At 38.5% G+C, this 22319-nt stretch carries 19 protein-coding genes and 1 tRNA gene; 7 read left to right on the top strand and 13 right to left on the bottom strand.

Annotated features, from left to right (window positions below):
• Nucleotides 1-5: 5 nt before the first annotated feature.
• The gene (locus AC1M86_RS12125; protein ID WP_180028213.1) at nt 6-1256 is read right to left on the bottom strand and encodes a dienelactone hydrolase family protein; all 1251 of its coding nucleotides are present in this window, start codon (nt 1254-1256) and stop codon (nt 6-8) included.
• A gap of 298 nt (nt 1257-1554) precedes the next feature.
• Here AC1M86_RS12125 and mutS point away from each other — a divergent pair, with 298 nt between their 5' ends.
• The 4 genes from mutS (at nt 1555) to AC1M86_RS12105 (ending at nt 6418) form a co-directional block, all read left to right on the top strand.
• Nucleotides 1555-4206, top strand: coding sequence for a DNA mismatch repair protein MutS (mutS, locus tag AC1M86_RS12120; protein ID WP_481608055.1), 2652 nt, complete (start codon nt 1555-1557; stop codon nt 4204-4206).
• 235 nt (nt 4207-4441) lie between these two features.
• Nucleotides 4442-4765, top strand: a complete 324-nt coding sequence (gene fdxA / locus AC1M86_RS12115; protein ID WP_035266386.1) for a ferredoxin FdxA — start codon at nt 4442-4444, stop codon at nt 4763-4765.
• A 131-nt stretch (nt 4766-4896) separates the two neighbouring features.
• Complete coding sequence (locus AC1M86_RS12110; protein ID WP_035266384.1) at nt 4897-5616, top strand: D-Ala-D-Ala carboxypeptidase family metallohydrolase; 720 nt, start codon at nt 4897-4899, stop codon at nt 5614-5616.
• 136 nt (nt 5617-5752) lie between these two features.
• Entirely contained in the window at nt 5753-6418 is a 666-nt protein-coding gene (locus AC1M86_RS12105; protein ID WP_035266381.1) for an O-methyltransferase, read from the top strand.
• Nucleotides 6419-6697: 279 nt separating this feature from the next.
• Here the strand turns inward: AC1M86_RS12105 and AC1M86_RS12100 are convergent, their stop codons facing one another.
• The 11 genes from AC1M86_RS12100 to AC1M86_RS12050 all read right to left on the bottom strand — a co-directional run bounded on the left by AC1M86_RS12100 (nt 6698) and on the right by AC1M86_RS12050 (nt 18509).
• The gene (locus AC1M86_RS12100; protein WP_035266378.1) at nt 6698-7540 is read right to left on the bottom strand and encodes a universal stress protein; all 843 of its coding nucleotides are present in this window, start codon (nt 7538-7540) and stop codon (nt 6698-6700) included.
• 110 nt (nt 7541-7650) lie between these two features.
• A complete protein-coding gene (locus tag AC1M86_RS12095) occupies nt 7651-8268 on the bottom strand; it encodes an acyltransferase (RefSeq protein ID WP_481608080.1) in 618 nt (205 codons plus the stop codon).
• Entirely contained in the window at nt 8255-8857 is a 603-nt protein-coding gene (locus AC1M86_RS12090; protein WP_481608054.1) for an IMPACT family protein, read from the bottom strand. Before AC1M86_RS12090 ends, AC1M86_RS12095 begins: the two co-directional genes overlap by 14 nt.
• Before the next feature lie 108 nt (nt 8858-8965).
• Nucleotides 8966-10153, bottom strand: coding sequence for an HlyD family type I secretion periplasmic adaptor subunit (locus AC1M86_RS12085; protein ID WP_035266373.1), 1188 nt, complete (start codon nt 10151-10153; stop codon nt 8966-8968).
• The gene (locus AC1M86_RS12080; protein WP_481608053.1) at nt 10150-12285 is read right to left on the bottom strand and encodes a type I secretion system permease/ATPase; all 2136 of its coding nucleotides are present in this window, start codon (nt 12283-12285) and stop codon (nt 10150-10152) included. The genes AC1M86_RS12085 and AC1M86_RS12080 overlap by 4 nt, the downstream gene beginning before the upstream one ends.
• The gene (locus AC1M86_RS12075) at nt 12282-13688 is read right to left on the bottom strand and encodes a TolC family outer membrane protein (RefSeq protein ID WP_481596411.1); all 1407 of its coding nucleotides are present in this window, start codon (nt 13686-13688) and stop codon (nt 12282-12284) included. Before AC1M86_RS12075 ends, AC1M86_RS12080 begins: the two co-directional genes overlap by 4 nt.
• A gap of 1425 nt (nt 13689-15113) precedes the next feature.
• Entirely contained in the window at nt 15114-15860 is a 747-nt protein-coding gene (gene lptB, locus AC1M86_RS12070; protein ID WP_481587670.1) for an LPS export ABC transporter ATP-binding protein, read from the bottom strand.
• Complete coding sequence (gene lptA / locus AC1M86_RS12065) at nt 15860-16390, bottom strand: lipopolysaccharide transport periplasmic protein LptA (protein WP_481593707.1); 531 nt, start codon at nt 16388-16390, stop codon at nt 15860-15862. Before lptA ends, lptB begins: the two co-directional genes overlap by 1 nt.
• Before the next feature lie 25 nt (nt 16391-16415).
• Nucleotides 16416-16961: an LPS export ABC transporter periplasmic protein LptC gene (gene lptC / locus AC1M86_RS12060; protein ID WP_481593664.1), complete on the bottom strand. Its 546-nt coding sequence runs from the start codon at nt 16959-16961 to the stop codon at nt 16416-16418.
• A 39-nt stretch (nt 16962-17000) separates the two neighbouring features.
• Nucleotides 17001-17540: a KdsC family phosphatase gene (locus AC1M86_RS12055; RefSeq protein WP_179999563.1), complete on the bottom strand. Its 540-nt coding sequence runs from the start codon at nt 17538-17540 to the stop codon at nt 17001-17003.
• 3 nt (nt 17541-17543) lie between these two features.
• The gene (locus AC1M86_RS12050; protein ID WP_481596412.1) at nt 17544-18509 is read right to left on the bottom strand and encodes a KpsF/GutQ family sugar-phosphate isomerase; all 966 of its coding nucleotides are present in this window, start codon (nt 18507-18509) and stop codon (nt 17544-17546) included.
• Nucleotides 18510-18731: 222 nt separating this feature from the next.
• Here AC1M86_RS12050 and cysS point away from each other — a divergent pair, with 222 nt between their 5' ends.
• The 3 genes from cysS to AC1M86_RS12035 all read left to right on the top strand — a co-directional run bounded on the left by cysS (nt 18732) and on the right by AC1M86_RS12035 (nt 21181).
• Nucleotides 18732-20153: a cysteine--tRNA ligase gene (cysS, locus tag AC1M86_RS12045; protein ID WP_481596392.1), complete on the top strand. Its 1422-nt coding sequence runs from the start codon at nt 18732-18734 to the stop codon at nt 20151-20153.
• A 64-nt stretch (nt 20154-20217) separates the two neighbouring features.
• A tRNA-Gly gene (locus AC1M86_RS12040) sits at nt 20218-20293 on the top strand.
• 228 nt (nt 20294-20521) lie between these two features.
• Complete coding sequence (locus AC1M86_RS12035; RefSeq protein WP_481608052.1) at nt 20522-21181, top strand: cupin domain-containing protein; 660 nt, start codon at nt 20522-20524, stop codon at nt 21179-21181.
• A 48-nt stretch (nt 21182-21229) separates the two neighbouring features.
• Here AC1M86_RS12035 and AC1M86_RS12030 read toward each other — a convergent pair whose 3' ends face one another.
• Nucleotides 21230-22306 carry a nitrilase-related carbon-nitrogen hydrolase gene (locus AC1M86_RS12030; protein WP_180028226.1) on the bottom strand — a complete coding sequence of 359 codons (1077 nt, stop codon included), beginning with the start codon at nt 22304-22306 and terminating at the stop codon, nt 21230-21232.
• Nucleotides 22307-22319 lie beyond the last annotated feature (13 nt).

Raw genomic sequence — 22319 nt, 5'->3', positions numbered from 1 at the left:
TTTGATTATTCGATTGGCTTACCAGCACTCGACTCCCAACTTGGCATCAAGCCATTTGAAGGAATATCTTCATCTAAAAGTTTTTTCGCTGTTTCTACACCTGCAACAGGCAATCCTTCTGGATTAAGTAATCCGATTTGGACAAGTACAGAAGCTTGATCCCAATAAATATGTTCGTGACAAAGTTTTGGACCTCTAAACTGAATGACCCCCAACATTGGAATTTCGACATATTTTCCAGTCGGTTTTATACCTGGTAATAACCAATCAATTTCAGTGTCGTGAGTGAAACTCATGATGAATTCATCCACAACCTGAGTAGATCCCACAGTTCTAGAAATTGAGGTGATTTTCATATCTTGAGGGTTTTGATGTACAAAATGATATCGATAGAATCGCGCTAACTGGCTATATCCCACACCACCTGTCAACGTTGGAATGTGATTCACATATGGTTGAGCGACCATCGTTGCCATGGTTGCTGGTACATCGCGCGTGTCGAACTCATGTCTGATATGCTCTTCCCACAATGCAACTAAGTCATAGTGAGGGCCAACCGTTTCATGTAATGCTGTTACGGTACGTTCATGGGCAAATCGCGCCGATGGTTTGTGATAATGATCGCTGTTCGGTCGTGCAAATGCGTGATCAACACCTTCATAAACATAAGCATGAATATGTTTAAATTGTGCGCATGCTTCAGTAATTTGATTTCGCGCTTCAGCTGGACAGAATTGATCAAGTTCAGCCATGTGTAGCACAAGCTTACCCTTCACATTCGAGAGTTCATCGAGCGCTTTTTCAATGCCTACACCGTAGTAAGCAACCGAACACGCTAAGTTATCAATACGGCATGCAGCCAAATATGCAAGTTTTCCACCAAGACAATATCCAACCACTGACTGACCCGTAGTCGTGTCACACGCATCTAAAGTCGTTAAAAAATCTAAACTTTCACGAATATCATTTACACCCTGATCTTCATCATATTGCTGATAAAGTTGAAAAGCTTTTTCAAAATCCTCAGGTGTATAACCTAAATCAATGTTTGGTGCAGTACGCCAAAATAGATCAGGGACTAAAACGGTATAGCCTTCCTCTGCGAGAAAGTCAGCTTTTGCTCGCATCGCTGCATTGATACCAAATATTTCATGACACAATACAATCCCAGGACCTTTCTTTGCTTCTGGGACTGCCAAATACCCTGAATAGCGATTCCCCGATTTGGTAGTGATCTCAATCGTTTGACCTGTCATTTTTTCTTCCCTAAGACATCGAATATGATCTGATCATGAAATGAAATGCGATAACAAACTGTCCAAAAGATGCGGAGACTATCCAGAGACTGCTGATTCTTTACACAAAGAATTTGCATAAATGGATATCGAATTTAATTATTCAATGAACGAAATTGAGTCGTTGGTTATAATATTGGTTCGACTCATTTATCTTTTGCTAAAAATAGATCTTATAATCGATTTACGCATTTTTTCTCATGCTAAGCTTGAGCAGTACTTCTTCGTTTCAAAATTTAACTACAGGTTTTTTTCAAAGATGACTTTAGATCAATCCAATATCGATCTTTCAACATTGACGCCAATGATGCAGCAATATATGACGGTGAAATTACAGCACCCGCATTCGTTAATGTTCTATCGTATGGGTGATTTCTACGAGTTATTTTTTGACGATGCGCATAAAGCCGCCAAAATTTTAGGCATTACGTTAACCCACCGTGGTAAAGCGAATGGACAACCGATACCAATGGCTGGAGTTCCGTATCATGCAGCAGAAGGATACTTAGCGCGTTTAGTTAAAAAAGGTGAAACCGTTGTTATTTGTGAACAACTTGGGGAAGTCACTGGTAAAGGACCTGTTGAACGTGGTGTAGTCAGAATTATTACACCGGGTACATTGACAGACGACGCATTGCTGAATGCCCATCAGAGTTCAAATTTAGTATCCATCTGTATTAAATCTGATGAAATTGGTATCGCCCTATTAGATCTCAGTGCAGGTATTTTTAAAGTCCAACAACAAAGTTTTCAAGCTGAACAACTTCCTCTGGAACTTGCGCGTCTTATGCCAAGTGAACTTTTGATTGATGAGGATTTCAAGCATCCAGAAGTGGTTGAACAGATCAAGCAAATTCTTGATTGTCCCGTTACAAAACGCCCAAACGTAGACTTCAATCTGAATAATGCGCAAAAAACTTTATGTGATCAATTCGCCGTAAGTACTTTATCTGGTTTTGGAATTGAACATCTTGAGTTGGCGAAAGCAGCTGCGGCAGCTTTAATTCATTATGCCAAAGATACCCAAAAGACGGCATTGCCACATATTCGTTCAATTCGACTTGAACAAAGCTCCGACTTTATTGCACTTGATCCTGTGACGCGACGAAATCTAGAGATTATTGATCCTTTGTTTGAGCATGGCACTTCATTATTTGATTTAACCAACCAATGCCAAACGGCTATGGGTAGCCGACTGCTTAGTCGAACGTTAATGCAACCGATTCGTGATACTGCGTTGTTGGATCAGCGTCTAGATGCGATACAAACCATATTATCTGGCTATCATGAAGCTCCAATTCGTCTGGTATTAAAAGAAATCAGTGATATCGAACGCGTACTCAGCCGTGTGGCATTAGGAAGTGCGCGACCACGTGATTTAGTGCAACTACGTCAAGCATGTGCTCAGATCCCGTATTTACGCCATGCATTAGCACCAATGACCTCAACACCGCAATCCGCTTTAATCAATCAACTGAATGAGGAATTGGGTGACTTTAATGGTTTACATCATCGCCTCATGTCAGCCATTGTGGAAAACCCACCTGTTCTACTCAGAGATGGTAATGTCATTGCAAATGGTTTTGATCATGAATTGGATGAACTTCGTCAAATACGCGATCATGCAGGACAATTTTTAATTGATTTAGAAATCAAAGAAAGAGAAACAACAGGTATAAACACACTAAAAATCGGTTATAACCGAGTGAGTGGCTACTATATTGAATTAACCAGAGCGCAAGCAGAACAAGCTCCTGCCCATTATATTCGTCGTCAAACATTAAAAAATGCTGAACGTTATATCACCCCTGAATTGAAGTCTTTCGAAGATAAAGTGCTTTCAAGCGAATCACGTGCATTGGCTCGTGAAAAACTTTTGTTTGAAATGTTATTGGATGAATTACGTCAAGATATCGCCAATCTTCAAATGATGGCGAGCGCTATTGCTCAACTGGATGTTCTTACAAACTTCGCACATCTATCAAGATTATATAATTGGAATCGTCCGGAATTTAGCCCTGAAATTGGAATACACATTCAAGCAGGACGCCATCCCGTTGTTGAATCACTGATTAAAACGCCTTACACCCCAAATGATACTTATCTAGATGTGCAGCATCGTATGTCGATTATCACAGGCCCAAATATGGGTGGTAAATCTACATTCATGCGTCAGACGGCGTTAATTACGCTATTGGCATATTGCGGTAGTTTCGTTCCAGCGAAATCTGCAAAATTGGGACCTATTGATCGGATCTTTACGCGTATCGGTTCAGCAGACGATCTTTCTTCTGGCAAATCTACATTTATGGTGGAAATGACGGAAACTTCTCAAATTTTACATCATGCCACTCAACAATCTTTGGTATTGATGGACGAAGTAGGTCGTGGCACAAGCACTTATGATGGTTTGTCATTAGCTTGGGCGTGTGTTCTTGATTTGACGCATCGCATTAAATGTTTATGTCTTTTTGCAACGCACTATTTTGAATTAACAGAATTAGGCATGGATCCGTGTATTGATAATTATCATGTCACTGCGCAAGAAGTGAATGGTCATCTCATCTTATTGCATAAGGTTCAAAAAGGTCCTGCAAGTCAGAGTCATGGTTTACAGGTCGCTAAACTAGCAGGTATTCCTCAAAACGTGATTAAAGAGGCTCAAGCTAAACTTAAAAAACTGGAGAAACTCCAACTGCAAACTCAACCTGTGCAAAAAGATCTGTTCTCTCAAGATTTATTTTCAAATAGTGAACCTGTAGAAAAAATTATTGAAGTTGAAAATGTGGTTGAAATTCATCAACCTTCTCAAGTTGAACAACTTCTTTCAGAAATTATTGTAGATGACTTAAGTCCAAGACAGGCTTTAGACCAACTCTACCAACTCAAACAATTACTCCAAAAATCTTAGTTCAAGCACACTCAATCAATAAGCCAGCGATCTGCTGGCTTTTTTTAATCACGATTTTTGAAATCAGAGGCAGAATGCCTGAGAATTTGCAAATTAGTACGATCTCATCATAAATATTATTGATTTAGTAGCATCCCCTATATTAAATATCAAGAAAAGGAATTGTTAGTTTCGTTCAATTTGCCTAAAATACAGCATTCGTTATTAGAACCATATTTTTTAGGTAGCTGACGCCATGACCTTTGTTGTCACTGAAAATTGTATTAAATGTAAGTATCAAGACTGCGTAGAAGTTTGCCCAGTTGACTGTTTCTATGAAGGTCCAAACTTTCTAGTCATTAATCCAGATGAGTGTATTGACTGCGCGTTATGTGAGCCTGAATGCCCTGCAAATGCCATTTTCTCGGAAGATGAACTACCTGAAGGTCAAGAAGTCTTTATCGAACTCAATGCTGAACTTGCAGAAAAATGGCCAAACATTACGCAGATTGGTGATCAACCAGCTGACCGTGAAGAATGGAATGGCAAACCAAATAAATTGCAATATTTAGAAAAATAATCCAATGAGAGATCAGCTTCGGCTGATCTTTTTTATACCCAATTGGTACATTTATTTGCAATTTATACGCATTCTTGATAATCAATTAGCATAAAATAGAAACTTATTTGCTTTAGTAAAATTTATTTATAATGAAATTAATTTTGAAGGGCTTGTGCTCAATCAGTGCAATATCGTTGATATTGATTGGATGTACGTCCTCCCCTCAAAAAGGACGAACAATCGTCACCAATGATGGTCAACGCATATATATTCCACAAGAAAAAATAACCTATGAACGTCCAGCGCGACCAAAAGTCATGCCGAATTCTTATCGTGTTTGGCTGATGCAAGGTAATAACCAAGCTCAAGCACGAGAATATGAACAATACTTAGAACGTAATAATGTTGGCAATATTATCCCAAGTTTTGAACTCTTTAAATCAGCACGTGCTTGGCAAAAATGTGGTAAATCTGAATATATGGTTCCGAACCGTGAGTTATGGTCGAATCAGTTACCGACACTGAAGGTATTTAAATATCTCGTTGCAGCAAGGATTTTAACTGATTTTGAGGTTACATCTGTATATCGTGACCTTCCATTAAATCAGTGTGCTGGTGGCGCAGGTTCGTCTCGACACTTGTATAACTCAGCCATTGATTTCAGAATCGGTCCTGAATTTCCTCAGGCTGAAGATTATGCCTTCATCGAAAATTCTAAATTTAAATTGTGCCAATTTTGGCAAAATTATGGTCAAAGCTTAAATATGGGCTTAGGTTTGTATGCGACTGGTCAAATACATATTGATACTCAAGGTTACCGAACTTGGGGACCCGATCTGACTCGAAATACATCTTTATGCCATTACTAATATTAGATGATCACATTTAATTAAGAGGTCTTTGACCTCTTTTTTTTTGACTGATTTTTCAGCATCAAAGCATCAGAAATTTGCACATTCATTCGAAACGATTACAATGCACTGAACTCCCTACAGGTACTCAGTTATGCAACAACAATGGTCAGATATTGATGCTTATATTGAATCTCATCTGATGCCAGAAGATCCAATTTTAACTCAGACTCTACAAAATACAGCTGATAAGGGTTTTCCTGACCATCTAGCAGTTGCTGCTAACCAAGGCATGTTATTACAAATGTTGATTCAAATGAATCAGTGTAAGCGTGTGTTAGAGCTTGGAACCTTTGCGGCTTATAGCACCATGTGGCTAGCAAGAGCTCTTCCTGAGGATGGATATATTCTGACGATCGAGGGTCGTGATACACATGCAGCACTCGGTCAAGAAAATATCGACAATGCGAAATTAAAGCAAACGGTTGAATTAAAAGTTGGTCGCGCTGCGGATATTCTCAAATCTTTACCTGAAAATTTTGAGCCATTTGACTTTATATTTATTGATGCTGATAAACAAAGTTACCCAGAGTATTTAGAACTATCACTTAAATTTTCACGCTCAGGTACCATTATTTTTTTAGATAATGTGATTCGCGCTGGTGATATTTTGGATGAAAAAAATGTCAAACCAAGCATCGAAGGTATTCGTGAAATGTACCGCCTTATGCAGAATCATCCTAGACTATTGTCGAGTACAGCCTTACAAACCGTCGGCAGTAAAGGACATGATGGTTTTGCACTGGCGATTGTCAAATAAATCTTAATACTAGTCATTAGTATCACTTAAAGGAGTATTCATCAATTTGAATACTCCTTTTTCTTGCACTAGAGCCCTGAAAAAGTTATCCCCGATTCCTGTTTGTATTCCTGTGGATAAAAATAAAATATTATGGCAAACACCTGATTTTCATAAACTTTAATCAAAAGATTATAAAATAATCAAACCATAAAACCCTACTGTTCTAAAAATTTATCCACCTTCTACCAGTAAAGTTGACCGAATATTTATCAAGTAAAATTAATCAAAACTGACTGATCATTTCGCAACCAACAATGGAACGACTGAATTTCTAAATATATTGGTCGTAATACTGCCCAAGAAAAATTGTTTTACTTTACTGCGACTATAAGCGCCTAGCACAATTAATTGAATTTGATGTTGTTGCTGATAATCTAAAATATTCTCAGCGACATCTCCAAAACGGTATTCAACAACCACATCCAATCCAGCTTCACGTAAATACTGAGCTGGGATATCAAGAATTTCAGGATGATCACCCACATAAAGCAAATGACACTGAAGTGTTCTTAATAAATCACTTTTAGCAACACGATGCATCATCTCTTTACAAGTCTGAGAATCTTCATAGGCGAAAATAAAACGTGTTGGTGGCTTAAAGGTTTCACCAACAGTTAGAACCGTACAACGAGCACCACGAATAAAATTCTCTACATTACTCCCTAAGCTTTTGTGTTTTTCCGCGGAGCGCTCACCCACTCGACCAATAATCGCAATGTCATTTTCATTTAAAACATTGAAACTCTGTTCGAGGAAATCGCCTTTTTCTTGAATTTTTATCGGCGTAATACCATATTTTTCTTCAATCACTTCTGAAATATGTGAAAGAAGATTATTACTATAATCTAAGGCTAATTCGCTTTGTTTTTGTTCTAATTCCGCGAGTTCTTTTAAGAGCATCGCATTACTTTCAAATCCAATCACACCACTAATTTCACCCAGATGATAACTTGCAGGATAGTAATCTAAAACCTGTAAAAGGACTAACTCACGTTTAGTTCGATCCGCAATCCAGGCTGCTGCTTCAGCTAAGGCATGAATACATGGGGATGAATCAATACACGCAATTACACGGTTCATGATTGCCTCACTTTGACATGATGTCTGATTGTTCTTTTCTTTAAACTATCATAGCTTTCGGGCAAATGAACATGGTTTATGTAATTTAATTCGATCTTTCGCGTTACGAATTATTCACGCATTCGTATAAATTGAGCTGGATTGCCTACAACAACTTCTCTTGTCTGAATATCCTTAGTAACCATACTATTCATACCTACAATCGCCTGTTCATGTATGGTCACGCCATCTTTAACACCTACATGTGCCCCCAACCAAACATCGCGATGAATCTCAATGCCTTTTGAGCGTATTGCTTGCTGGTAAATAGGTTGATCTAAACTCATGCCATGATCAAATGCATAAAGATGACAATAAGCTGCGATTCGTACTTGGTCATGAATTTTAATCCCAACGCGTCCACCATCTAAAATACAATGATGATTAATGGCGACTTCAGACCCAATTTCTAGAGGACCATGCAAGGTACAATCCGCGGCTATAAAAGTATTATCCCCAATAATAATCTTTCGACCACGCTCAGCAAAAATATGGGCTAAAGGAGAAATAAAACAATTTTTTCCAATTTCAACAGTCTCCATATCCATTAAATAGGCTTGATAATCTTTTTGCCAAGCTTCTGCCCAATCACGATGCTTTGCCTTGAGTGACCAATATAACCAAGGCATGTAATTCAAACGATGTTTATGCTGTTCTCGGTACTTGAGTAAAGGATCATGTTGCGTCACGTTCGACATCCTCTATATTCAATTGTTCACGTCCACGAGTCACATCTTGGATTTTCAGTTTAAACGGCTCAATTTCATGAATTTGCATACGTGCAGAAATCAATACTCCAGAGTCAACATATTCTTCAATATATTCAATTTTTTGTTGATTTAACTCATATTGAAAAATAGACCATTCATTAAATTGGCATTTAAAATTTACAGTTTTCTTTTCGATGAGTTCAATTTTTTCGACTTGTAATAAACATTGCCCAGCAACACCTCCGTATGCTCGTACCAAGCCTCCAGTTCCGAGTTTGATACCACCATACCAGCGGTTCACCAATACAATAATATTAGTCAACTCATTCCCTTCAATCGTTGCGAGTATGGGTCTTCCAGCTGTTCCTGAAGGTTCTCCATCATCATTAAAACGGACTTGATGCCCAATTTTCCATGCCCAGCATTGATGGGTCGTCGAGGCATCAAAGTACTGGTTTAAAAATTCTTTTACATCCTGTTCATTTTCCACAGGTGCGGTGATCGCCTGAAAACGGCTTTTCTTAATATCCTCTTCATAGATATAAGTCTGAGCAAGAGTAAATGGCATGGTAAATCACAACGATTGAACTCACATACATTATGCGTGATTCAATCATATTAAAAAACCCAATCAAAAGATCATTGATTGGGTTTTAAACAGACTGAAAAATAAAGATTATCGTTCGCGTAACGCTTCTTTCGCCTTATTGAATGGCTTCAACAGGTATTCAAGAATCGTTTTTTGACCTGTCTTGATATCGACCGTTGATACCATACCCGGGGTGATTGGGAATGCTTGCCCAGCTTTGTTATAAAGCTTGTCTGAATCAGTACGAATATACACACGATAATAGAATTGATCTTGTTTAACTTCATCACGAAGCGTATCAGGAGAAATGACTGTTACCTCTCCTTTCAAGCCACCATAGATTGAATAATCGTAAGCAGTGATTTTAACTAAAGCTTCCTGTCCAGGATGAATAAATGCAATATCACGCGGTGAAATTCGCGCCTCAATTAAAAGTTGTTCATCCAAAGGGACAATGGTCATCAACTTACCATTCTGAGGAATAACACCACCCAAAGTCATCACATCAATTTCTTTCACTACACCGCGGACTGGTGCTTTAAAGATTGTACGATTCAGACTATCCGATTTACCTTTGATTACTTGTTGTTGAGTTTCGACATCAGTGCTCGCCTTGGATAACTCTTCACGTGCCTGAACATAGTACTGATTACGAATATCGTTAATTTGGTTGGTTAATTCATTTGCTTGACGTTTTAAACGTAAAACCTCAACCTCACTCGCAGCACCTTTGGCAACAAGCGGTTCTGTCATTCTCAATTCTTGTTGAACTAACGTAAGTGCTTGAGTTAGGCCAGCAATAGACTCTTCCATATTGGCACGTCTAGAACGATAAAGCTGAGTTTCTTCAGCAACCAATTTTGGAATTTTTTGAACTGATTCTGGAAATACCAGTGGACCGCCATTCACTTCCGCACGTAAACGCGCAGCTGTTGCTTGCGATGACAGTAGTAAAGATTCTGATTCACCCACATTTGAAGCAAATCGTGTCGGATCAAGTTGAGCAAGGGTTTGCCCTTTTTCAACAATATCACCTTCTTTAACTTCAAGTTTGGTTAGAATCCCGCCCTCTAAAGATTGAATCACTTGTTCTTTAGAAGTTGGAACCACTTTACCTGTACCATTAGAAACTTCTTCAAGTTTGAAAATAGCTGCCCAAATAATGAGTGCAAGCAAACCCAGACCAATAATCCAAATCGTAATACTGACCTTCGGTAATGGTGGCTCTAACTGAGACACTTTTAATGAACGTTGTTGTTTTAATTCTTCGCTCATGAATTAGCCCCTGAATTTGCTTGTTGCTGGCCAGAATTATTTAAAATTTGATCACGTGGGCCATCCATAACGATACGACCATCATTCACCACAATAATACGATCCACTAACTCTAATACTGCACGGCGGTGGGTTGCCACAACCAATGTGCGATGTCCAAGCCAGTTCTTCATATGATCAATTAATTGTTTTTCAGATACATCATCAATCGCAGCTGTAGGTTCATCTAACAACAGAATATTTGGCTGACAAATGAGGAGTCTTGACAATAAAAGTGCCTGACGTTGTCCACCTGAGAAGCCTACACCACCTTCTAAAATAATATGATCTAGTCCCTCCTTCTTTTCTTGAATGAAGTTGAGTGCACCGGTTACTGCAAGTGCTTTTAATAAATCATCATCTGTAGCTAATGGTGCACCTAACGTTAAGTTTTCTCTGACTGTACCAAAGAATAGGTGCGCATTTTGATTCAACAAACCTACGTCACGACGAACGTCCGATGGATCTAACAAGGTAATATCAATATTATCTAATTGAACCTTACCTTGAACTGCAGTTTGCATACCTGAAAGTAATTGAAGAATGGTCGATTTACCTGCACCGTTACGTCCAAGAATCGCTATTTTTTCACCTGGTTTAATTTCAAGTTTAGGAATAACGATACTTGGTTTAGGATCTTCTTCGCCGTATTTAAAGACCACACCATTTAATTCATAATGACCATCGAGTACTGATCGCTGAATCAATTGTGAACGCTCAGGATGGTCAACCTGTTTACTCATTAATTCATCAAGACTTTCTTTCGCTGTTTTAGCTTGCTGATAACGACCAAGAACACCTGTAACCTGTGCAATTGGCGCTAACATACGTGATGATAGAATCGAACATGCCACCAACGCACCGGTGGTCATTTCTCCATCCATTACCGCAAAACAACCCACCAACACCACAATTGCAAAAGTCAACCCCTGTAATTTTTGAGTCCAAAGATTCAATACGCCTACAATTTTACGTTGTTTCATGCTGATAGAAGCTGAAACATCATTCATGTGATTCCACTGATTTTGAAAGCGAGACTCTGCACGTAGCAGTTTAATATCTTCAATACCTTGAACAGCTTCAACGAGAATCGCATTACGTATTGATGACTCACGCATACCCTCTTTAGCCAATTGCGCTAATTTTTTTTGCGCCAAAAGCCCTGGAATAATCATCAGCGGCACAACCACCAAAATTACCCAGAAAAGATTGCCACCAATAAGCCAAAAAATACCAAGAAACAGAAAGAAGAATGGTAAATCAGCAAAGGCGGTAATTGTTGTAGATGTTACAAGCTCACGCACACCTTCTAGTTCACGAATTTGTGAAATAAACGTTCCCGTGGATTTAGATCGTTCACTATTTTTAATACGTAAAGCATGACCAAAGACCCGATCCGAGACTCTTAAATCCGCACGCTTACCAATCATATCTGAAAGAATTAATCGTGAGTATTTCAATGCGAATTCAAAGATTGCAGCAAGTAATACACCACCTGCCAATACCCACAAGGTTGGAATAGATTGTGCTGGAATAACGCGGTCATACACATTCATCGAGAAGACGATTGTCGCGAGTGCTAATACGTTTGCAAGCAATGATGCAAACATAATATCGATATAGCGTTTCCAATCGCGTAATACAATTTCCCAAAACCAATTTTTTTCGTACGGTTTAATGTATTCGTCAATACGCGCATCAGGTACTGAGGTTTCTGGTCTTAAAATATAGACTGAGTCGATGACATCTAATAATGTATCTACTGAAAATGTCTGTGCTAACCCTTCATCACCGCTCAGTTGAACACTTGCGTTACCTTGTGAATCTGCACGATCAATGACGCCAACTTGCCCATCTTTAAATCCGACCAATACCGGTAAACGCCACGGATTTAAAATATCGGGGCTAAAATCCACCTTACGGACATGCAAACCTACTTGGCGTGTCATAATTGCCAAGATGTCATCGACTGACTGGTTCTGATTCCAATTTAGTTCTAAGCGAATACGTTCAGCAGAGGTTTCAATTCGATAATGACGTGCAACCGTCAGGACACCTTGTAACCATGGTTGATAATTTATTCTTGTATTCATGGTTTCAATTCTACCCCTTGAATGGTCAAATTATTAAGTTGATATACATCGCGGCTCTTACCAGAAGCGGCAATATATTGAACTAAGTTTTCATAAATATCATAACGTGCCGTTTCAATATCTGAATTTGAACGGTGAATCGCTTGCTCAGCATTTAAAAGATCAACAGCTGTACGAGTGCCAAGTTTATATTGTTCTTGATATAACTCTTTCGTTCTGACTGATGTCGCTTGTTGATCAATCAATACTTTCATTTGTCGCTGTTTATTTTCTACTTGCTCTTGAGCACGACGTATTTCATCAATTGTTTCTAAATAAACTGCATTTACTTTTGCTTTAGCAGCTTCTTCTGCAAACGATGCCGCACGACTACGTGAACTAATTGCACCACCTTGGAAGAAAGTACTATTTGCTTCAAGCATAATAGAGCTATCTGTTCCATCGTCTTGATTGTTATTCGGATTACGTCCGTTGACTGCTTGACTTAATGTACCTTTAACATTTAACGTAGGATAACGACTCAATTGAGTTTGTTTTTTTTCCAATTCTGCAACATCAACTTCAGCTTTGGCAGCCATCATTTTCGGAATTTCGTTAAACTTTGGCTCTGAATAAATATCTGAAGCCTTAATTAAACTCTCAGGAATTTCCCAGTTATATTTTGATATATCTGTTCCCATCAAAGTTCTAAGACGTTGTTTAAATACATTGAGCTGTGTTTCTTGCAGAATTAAATTTGATTGTGCAGATTCATAATATGATTGCGCTTGAATTGGATCGGCCTGACTGCTGATACCTGCCTCTGCACGTAAATTAGCAATTTCTCGGATTCGTGATATACCAGCAATTTGCTCACGTGCAATACGTGTAATTTCTTCATATCGCTTAATATTCACAATGGCAGAAGCCACTTCAAGAGCAATTTGGTCAATTGTGACAAGAACTTGAGCTTGGCTAAACTGTAACTTGGCTTCTTCTGTACTAACTAGTGATTTTTGTTTACCAAAGTCAAAAAGTAGTTGCGTCGCATTGACATTAAATAATTGACGCCCTCTTTCTCCTGAAGTCATATCTCCAGTTGAAACACCTGCACTCAACTGTGGGTAATAACCTGCTTTAGCAACATCAATAAATGCATTTTGTGATGCGAGTGAAGAAACACTTTGTGTCACTTCAGGATGTCTCGCTACTGCGATCTTGATCGCATCGTATAAGCTTAACGTTTGTTTATCAGCCGTCCCATTCACAAGTGGCATCATAGATACTGGAGCACTTGGCGAAGCTTGTGTCGTGATCACAGGCAATTGTTCGACCTGTTTAGGATCAAAGCTAAAATCACTCAGTTCATTTAACTTAACTTGTCTAAAGTCATCATCAGCTTTAGGTTTAAAAAACTGATCCATATTTGATTTTAATGCAGTTAAACTGAATTTTTTCTTTTCTTGCGGTTCAGCATTCACCGTATTGTATTTTTGTTCGGATACGACTTGATCAGCTTTAGGCTTAATATTTACAACTGGCTTAATCGACTGCAATTGTTCAGATATTTTCGCTTTCTGCTCTATTGGTTTTGAATAAACGATTGTAGGTTTATTTACAGCCAAAGCACTAGTCGGTTGCTGAACGATCAAGTTTGGACGCTCAATTACATTCTGTGTTTCTGACTTATTATGAGAACCTGATTTAAAAGGCCAAAAAGCTTTGGCTTTAGATACAAGACTTTGACGATGCTCAACTTGCGCTACTGTTGAAGGTGGAGCTTGTAGCAAGTTGTTTTGGCTGTTAATTTGTTGATCATTAACAATCTTCGGTTTTGGTGTACTAGACACTTTCAATGAAGATTCACTCACCGATTTTTGTAAAGACGGTGTCAAAACTTTTGTATTTGATACATTGCCAGCAGCTTGGTGATGACCCTCATCCAGCTTAGTTTTATCTTTGCCTATATTCCCAATAAATGTAAAGAGTTTACTTTTTGGTTTTTCTGTTTTGTCTTCTGAAACCGATGTTTCATTTTCTAGTAATTTTGCGTGTTGCGCCTCAATTAAAGATTCTGTTAGTTCATTTTGGATCTTTGGTTTAAGCGGTTTTAAAACCTGACGAGTGTCTTTAGTAGCGGGTTGTACAGTAGATGAAATAGTAGGTTTTAGAACATTTGGCGCTGAAGCCTCTTCAATATCCTGCTTTACCTTTGGCAGCAATACTTTTGGTTCAGATGCCGCTTTTTCACGCTTAACAAATGCAAAGAAAGATTTCTTTTGAGTCTTTTCCTTCGACTCATTCTGAGACTTCGAATTAGATAAAGGTATAGTGTTAACTTGAGCAATTTCATTTTCGACTATGTCGTCTAAATCAGGAACTTGTTCAATAACTTTAGGAACAAGAACCTGTTCTTTCACTTGCTCTTTCGAGATTTTGGATTTCGATTGGAATAATTTAAAACGTGGCTTTTCAAGCTGTTCAGGTATATCTTCAACAGTCTTTTTTTCCAAACTAAAATTGATTTTGGGTTTTTGTAATTCTGCTGATAGTGCACGTTGGGTATCGTCAATTGCTAGAGGAGCGATTGCATCTTCAGCATGTACTTGTGTCGCACATAAACTGATCGCAAACAGCGTGATATACCCCATATCCTTCTGACTTAATTGATGTTTAGCCACTTGTAATCTCTATTAAAAAGTGTGAACTACGTCACATAAAATCAATCGTATTCTACAATGATTTTTATATTATTTCTGCGTCAATTGTAAACTTACGATTTGTTTGAGTTAATTTACAGTCTAAATATCTATAAAACAACATTATTTTATAGATATCACACTATTTTTTTAAACTGTGAAATCATCACCTAAATAAACTTTACGGACAGTTTCATCCATAAGTACTTGATCTGGGGTCCCTTCTGCAATGACGGATCCTTCACTAACTATATAAGCATGCTCACAAATCGCGAGCGTTTCGCGAACGTTATGATCTGTAATAAGCACACCTATTCCTCGTTCTTTTAAATTGCGAATGATATCTTTGATATCACCTACAGAAATTGGATCTACCCCAGCAAAAGGCTCATCAAGGAGCATAAACTTAGGATCGGCGGCTAATGCTCGAGCGATTTCAGCACGGCGACGTTCCCCCCCTGACACACTCATCCCCAAAGAATCTTTAATATGTGTAATTTTAAAATCTTCTAATAACTCTTGAAGTCTCTCTTTACGTTGTTGCTTATTAAGATCCTTCCGCGTTTCAAGAATCGCCATAATATTATCTGAAATACTCAATTTACGAAAAATTGAAGCTTCTTGTGGCAAATAACCAATTCCATGACGAGCACGCTCATGCATTGCAAGGTCCGAAAGATCAAGATTATCTAAGTGAATTTCACCTTTATCCATTCGAACCAGTCCGACTACCATGTAAAAGCTTGTCGTTTTTCCCGCCCCGTTCGGTCCAAGCAAACCAACAATTTGACCACTCTGCATGCTAAATGAAACATCTTTCACCACCCAGCGTTTACTATAAACTTTGGCAAGATGTTTAATTTTTAATGTTTGGATTGGTGATTCATCGACGCTCATTAATCACGTACTCCAGAGAATGATTTTGAGGCAGAAGGTGGAATGATAATTTGTACGCGACCTTTTGAACTACCCGTTTCACTACTGCCACCGCCTACAACTTCGATATCACCCTTATTCATACTATAACGCAAAGTGTTCCCACGAATACTTGCGCCATCTTGATACAAATATGCATTACCCGACAAAGTAATAATGCCTGTATCTGCGTTATATACAATTTTAGAGGCTTCACCACGTGCAATGCCACGTTTAGACTCTAATTGCTGTTGGAACTTTGCAGGAGAACCTGACGCATTTACTGAGCTAATTTGGCGATTGGCATTGAGATTAGCAACTATAGAGGCTGCATTTAACTTAAAAGTACCTTGTTCAACTGAAACATTCCCCACATAGGTCGTTATACCTGTTTTGTCATTATAGGTCGCACGATCAGCTAAAAGCATGATGGGTTGATTACGATCACTGGGCAATGCAAATGCCATAACAGAAATAGAACTGAGTGCCACCATTGCTATTGCTTTAAGCATTTTCGAACCTGATAAATAAGAAGGTTTAGTTTGGTGCATACTTTCCTCGAATATTTTTAAAATCGTACTGACCTTCATTCAAATCTGCTTCTAAGCCTTGGCTGACAAAATCTGCATTTGGTGTTTGTACAGTAACTTGCTCAGATGTTTCAAGCTTTCTTGTTTTTGGATATCCTGTAAGCGCATCGGTTCGAAAAACCATTTTGCCCATTTCTCCTTGCTTGGTTGCAACAACATCTCCAGATAACACAATCTTCTCATTGTCATTGAAACCATGTGCTTGTTTAGCATAAAACGTAGCGTCTTCTACATTATCAGTAAACATGCTGGCATTTAAATTCTGCAAGCTTGATGTTTTCTGTTTCATATCTTGATTCAGTTCATCCACTGTAGCCTTAACATAAAGCATGCCTTTTTCATCAGTTTGCAAAAGATTAATATTCTTTGCCGAATATGTCATCGATTGAGCGGATGAACCCTCTAATTTTTTCCCTTTACCACTGTAATAATAATAGCCGCCACTTATAGCAGCGACGATAACAGCAGTAATGTATAAAACTTTAGTATCCATAAATCATCAACTATATTCAGCGTTCATATCAACTGCGTATTAATGCGTTACAGCCAAATATTTTTCAAGAAGTTCATGGTAAACCCCTTTTGACAACAATAACATGTCACAAATTTCACGCACAGCGCCACGACCACCATAAGCTTGGGTTACAAGGTCTGCACGACGACGAACCTCAACATGACCATTTGGCACTGTTACTTTCATTCCCGCAATCGCAAAAGCAGATAAATCTGGCCAATCATCACCCATATACAAGCAATCTTCTGGTTTTAAACCCAGTTGCGTACAAGCTTGCTGTAAGGCAGTCCCTTTGTCTTCACGCCCCTGATAAACTAAGTCTACACCTAGATCACTCATACGCTTTGTCACAATATTGCTTTGGCGACCGGTAATAATGACAACTTTAATTCCAGCTTGCTGAACAAGTTTCATCCCAAGTCCATCACGAATATCAAATGACTTAATTTCATCACCTGAGTTCGTCAACGTTACAAAACCATCACTTAGAATACCATCTACATCCAAAACCAATGCTTCGATATGTCGTGCTTGTTCTAACAATACATAAGATGCCATGAATTAATTTACCCCAGCTTGAATTAAATCGTGCATGCTAATCACACCAATCACTTGTTTGGCATCGTTGACTACTACAAATTGATTGATTTTTTTAGCATTCATTTGCTCTAGCGCTTCAACCGCTCTTGCTTCTTGTGAAATGGTTAGAGGATTTTCAATCATAACCTTTGATACAGCAAGATTAACATCAAAACCTTGTTGCTTATCAATGAGACGTCGCAAGTCGCCATCGGTAAATATACCTAACAGAACATCATTTTCATCCACAATTGTGGTTAATCCGAGACGTTTGTTTGATATTTCGTATAAAACTTTATTCATTGGTGTATCAGGTGAAACTTTTGGTAGAGAGTCACCCACGTGCATCAGATGTTTAACATGCAACAGTAATCGCTTACCGAGTGCACCAGCTGGATGCGACATGGCAAAATCATTTGCAGTAAATCCACGCGCTTCAAGTAAAGCAACAGCCAAAGCATCACCTAAAGCTAAAGTCGCTGTGGTGCTTGAAGTTGGTGCCAAACCTAATGGGCATGCCTCTTGAATATGACCAAGTGTAAGCGCAACATCAGCGTTCTGTGGCATTGGTCCACGGTCATCACCTGAAATTGTTATCAATGGCACACCCAAATGTTTGATGAGTGGCATTAACATCATGATTTCATCACTTTTACCAGAGTTCGAAATCGCGATCAGCACATCTCCACGCACTAACATCCCGAGATCACCATGACCAGCTTCACCTGGATGCATAAAGAAAGACGGAGTTCCTGTTGATGCAAATGTTGCAGCCATTTTTCGACCGATATGACCAGATTTCCCCATACCAGTGACCACTAAACGACCTTGACACTGTAGGATAATTTGACATGCTTGGGAAAAACGATCATCAATCTGACTGGATAGTACCGATAAAGCTTGACGCTCAATCTCTAAGGTTTCCTTTGCAACCTTTTGAAAATCAATTAGATATGTAGTATTTTCAGAATTCAAATCTGGGCACCTTGAGGCTGGATTCAGCCACAATTTCAATCATTAAATTATTCTTCATATATTAACATAAGCATGCAAGTATCTTTTTCTTAAATGTATAAATTTCATTTGCATAGATTTTTTACGCATAAAACTTTGTGAAAGATAAGCCTTAGGTTAAGATGAACCACCATTTTTTTAGCTTTTTGAAGACCTATGCAACCATTTGTTCTATATAACTCAGAGCAACGAAAAAAAGTTGAGTTTGTACCACGCAAAGAAGGACATATTGATATGTATGTCTGTGGGATGACAGTTTACGACTACTGTCATATCGGTCATGCTCGGGTTATGGTTGCATTTGACTATATTATTCGTTTTCTTCGTAGCCAAGGTTGGAAAGTTAAATATATTCGCAATATTACTGACATTGATGACAAAATCATTGCACGTGCAAATGAAAATGGTGAAAGCATTACAGCACTCACTGATCGCTTTATTCAGGCAATGAATGAAGATGCTGCCAATTTAGGATGCTTGGCACCTGATGAAGCACCTCGTGCGACAGAGTACATCGATCAAATGCAAAATATGATTGGTACTTTGGTCAATAATGGCACTGCATATCCTGCGTCAAACGGTGATGTGTACTTCGAAGTTGAAAAATTTAAAAAATACGGGCGTCTATCTGGTCGTAAACTCGAAGACATGCAAGCAGGTGCTTCCGAACGAGTCGATGTTGAAGTTGAAAAGAAACATCCTTTCGATTTTGTGCTATGGAAGCATGCAAAAGAAAATGAACCTTCTTGGAAATCTCCTTGGGGGAATGGTCGTCCAGGTTGGCATATCGAATGTTCAGCAATGTCTACATGTTGCCTTGGTAATCATTTTGATATCCATGGTGGTGGTTCTGACTTAACCTTCCCCCATCACGAAAATGAAATCGCACAAAGTGAAGCTGCAACTGGCGAACAATATGTAAACTATTGGATGCACGTAGGCTTTATCAATGTCGATGGTGAAAAAATGTCTAAATCTTTAGGCAATTTTTTCACGATTCGCGATGTCATGGAAAAATTCCATCCTGAAGTTATTCGTTACTTCATTGTTTCATCACACTATCGTAGTCCTGTGAATTTTTCTGATACCGCGCTTAAAGAAGCTAAAAACACATTAAGTCGTTTTTATCATTCATTTAAAGCATATCAACAGATATATGGTGCCGAAATTAATTCGCAATACGATGAAGTACTCGTTGAAAAGTTTAATGCAGCAATGCGTGATGACTTCAACACATCTGAAGCGATTGCGGTACTGTTTGAAATCAATAAAGAATTAAATCGTGCCGTAAAAGACGAACTTGCTGAACAGGCGGCCATATATTATGCCACCTTGCGCCATCTGACCAATATCTTAGGTCTTGTTCAACATAATGTTGATGAATTCCTAAAATCAGATATTGGTCAAGAAAGCTTATCTTTGAGTAATGATGAAATTGAAGATCTCATTCAACAACGCAAAGATGCCAAGAAAGAGAAAAACTTTGCACGTGCAGATGAGATTCGCCAAAATCTTCTTGATCAAGGCATTGTACTTGAAGATACGCGTCAAGGAACTTTATGGCGGCGTGCTGATTAATTCATCAATTAAATTTTGGAAGTGTTGACAGGGTGTGCAAAATCACTATAATTCACACCATATTGCGGGAATAGCTCAGTTGGTAGAGCACAACCTTGCCAAGGTTGGGGTCGCGAGTTCGAGTCTCGTTTCCCGCTCCAAAATTTTAAAAGCTTCAGTCGAAAGATTGAGGCTTTTTTTTATTGACTTAGATTCTCAAATAAAGTCGACCTAGATTAAATTATTCGAAAGAGAAAAGAGAAGCTAGCCGACCAAAGTCAAAGTTGCTCCACACCCCATCACTCTCGAACTTGAACAGGTTTTCATCTTAAATTCACGCTTTTTTTGATAATATTAATCACTTTAATGCTCTTTTTTAGGCTAAAAGCATGAGATTAAATGCTGACTTCTCTCAACCTGTAATAATTACTCCAGAGGATTATCAATGGATTCAATCCCCAAGAGGCGAAGTTAAACGAATGATGTTTGATCGTGTTGGCTTAGAACAAGCAAGAGCAACCAGCCTAGTTGAGTTCCCTTCAAATTCTCAGTTCCCAGAGCATCAACACCCCTTCGGTGAAGAAGTTCTAGTGTTAAAAGGGACTTTTACTGAAGATGATCATCAGCACTATCCATCTGGATGGTATATGCGAAATCCTCACCTTTCTAAACATATTGTCTCGAGCTTAGATGGATGTCTGATCTTGGTGAAACTCATGCAAATGTCTGAAGAAGAAAAATTAGCTACCCGAATTGATACTCGTGACGAGCGAAACTGGACCTATTTTAACAACAGAAAGATTTGCCAACTATTTCAGTCTGAGTATGAAGACACCTTTCTCGAAAAACTCGAAAGCCAACAGGTTTTAGAATCAACACATCATAACGGTATTGAAATTTTCATTATCGAAGGTGAATTGGTGATGAATGAACGAAATTATTCAGCTGGTTCGTGGATGAGGTTTCCGACTCAACATCGTATTGAATTCAAAGCAGGTGCTTCTGGCGCTTTGATTTATGTAAAAAAAGATCATTTAAAAAATATATAAACCCAAAAAAACCCAATACATTATTGGGTTTTTAAGCTAGTGCATTGATTAAGACTCATCATATGCGCTTTTTTTCCAGACACCCATATCAATAAGCTTCTGAATTTGCTTATCAATCACTTCCGCTTTATATTCGTCGTGATGTCCCTGTTTTTGCTGCAAATACAAATTTTTAGGATATATATTATTTTTATAAATTAATTGTGCGCATTCTGCACGTATATCTTTCATCCAATTGGTCACCTGAGCGTGTGTACGATGATAACGAAGTGCCTCTATATCAACTACACCAGTGACATAGGTAGATCCATTGGTATCATGCTGTTTACCCACTATTTTACCTTTATGGTCCACAATCATAGAAAGACCACCACCACAATCGATCGGTGCTAATGTATTTTCATCAAGATACATCCCCCCAATATTAGGTGCTACTACGTACATATTATTTTCCAAAGCACGAGCACGATTGGAGATTTCAAATACATCATTTTCAGTAAATGAAGCTGGTAAAGATGCACGATAGACGACTTCAGCACCATTCATCGCTAGGCCTCGACCATTTTCTGGAAAATTACCTTCCATTGCCATCATGATGCCCAATCGACCAATTTCCGTATCAACTACTGGCCAAAATGATTGAAGCTCTTCACCATATTTTTTTACCCACTCATCATACAAATCATGAGGTGATGCTGAACGCTCGCATGGCAATAAAGCAGACATTTTGTGGTGTTTTAAAATAATTTCGCCTTGAGGATTTATAATAAATCCGACATTAAACATAATGCCTGGCCAATCCTCATTTTTAGCTTTGGCTTGCGCCATGATAAAAACATTATGTTTTTTAGCTAACTCACCTAAACGATCTGTTTCAGGGCCTGGTATATCGATCGCACCATCATCCAAGAATTCTTGAATATCAACATCGAGTGCTTCATCGTTGAAGCCCTGTAATGCCCCCTCTGGGAGAACCAACAGTCTTACTGGAATATCTAAAGAACTCAACCATAATGCACCGGATGTAAGTTCCTCTAAATGAGAGATATTTTTCATAATATCTGCTCTACAACTTGTGCCCCATATTGTTGGAACTAATCCTACTACACCATAAGGTTTGATCATTTTATTTTCCTCT

The sequence above is a fragment of the Acinetobacter sp. ANC_7654 genome, assembly GCF_056779855.1.
The sequence above is the reverse complement of the archived record's forward strand: the minus strand, read 5'-3'. Positions and strand labels throughout refer to the sequence as shown.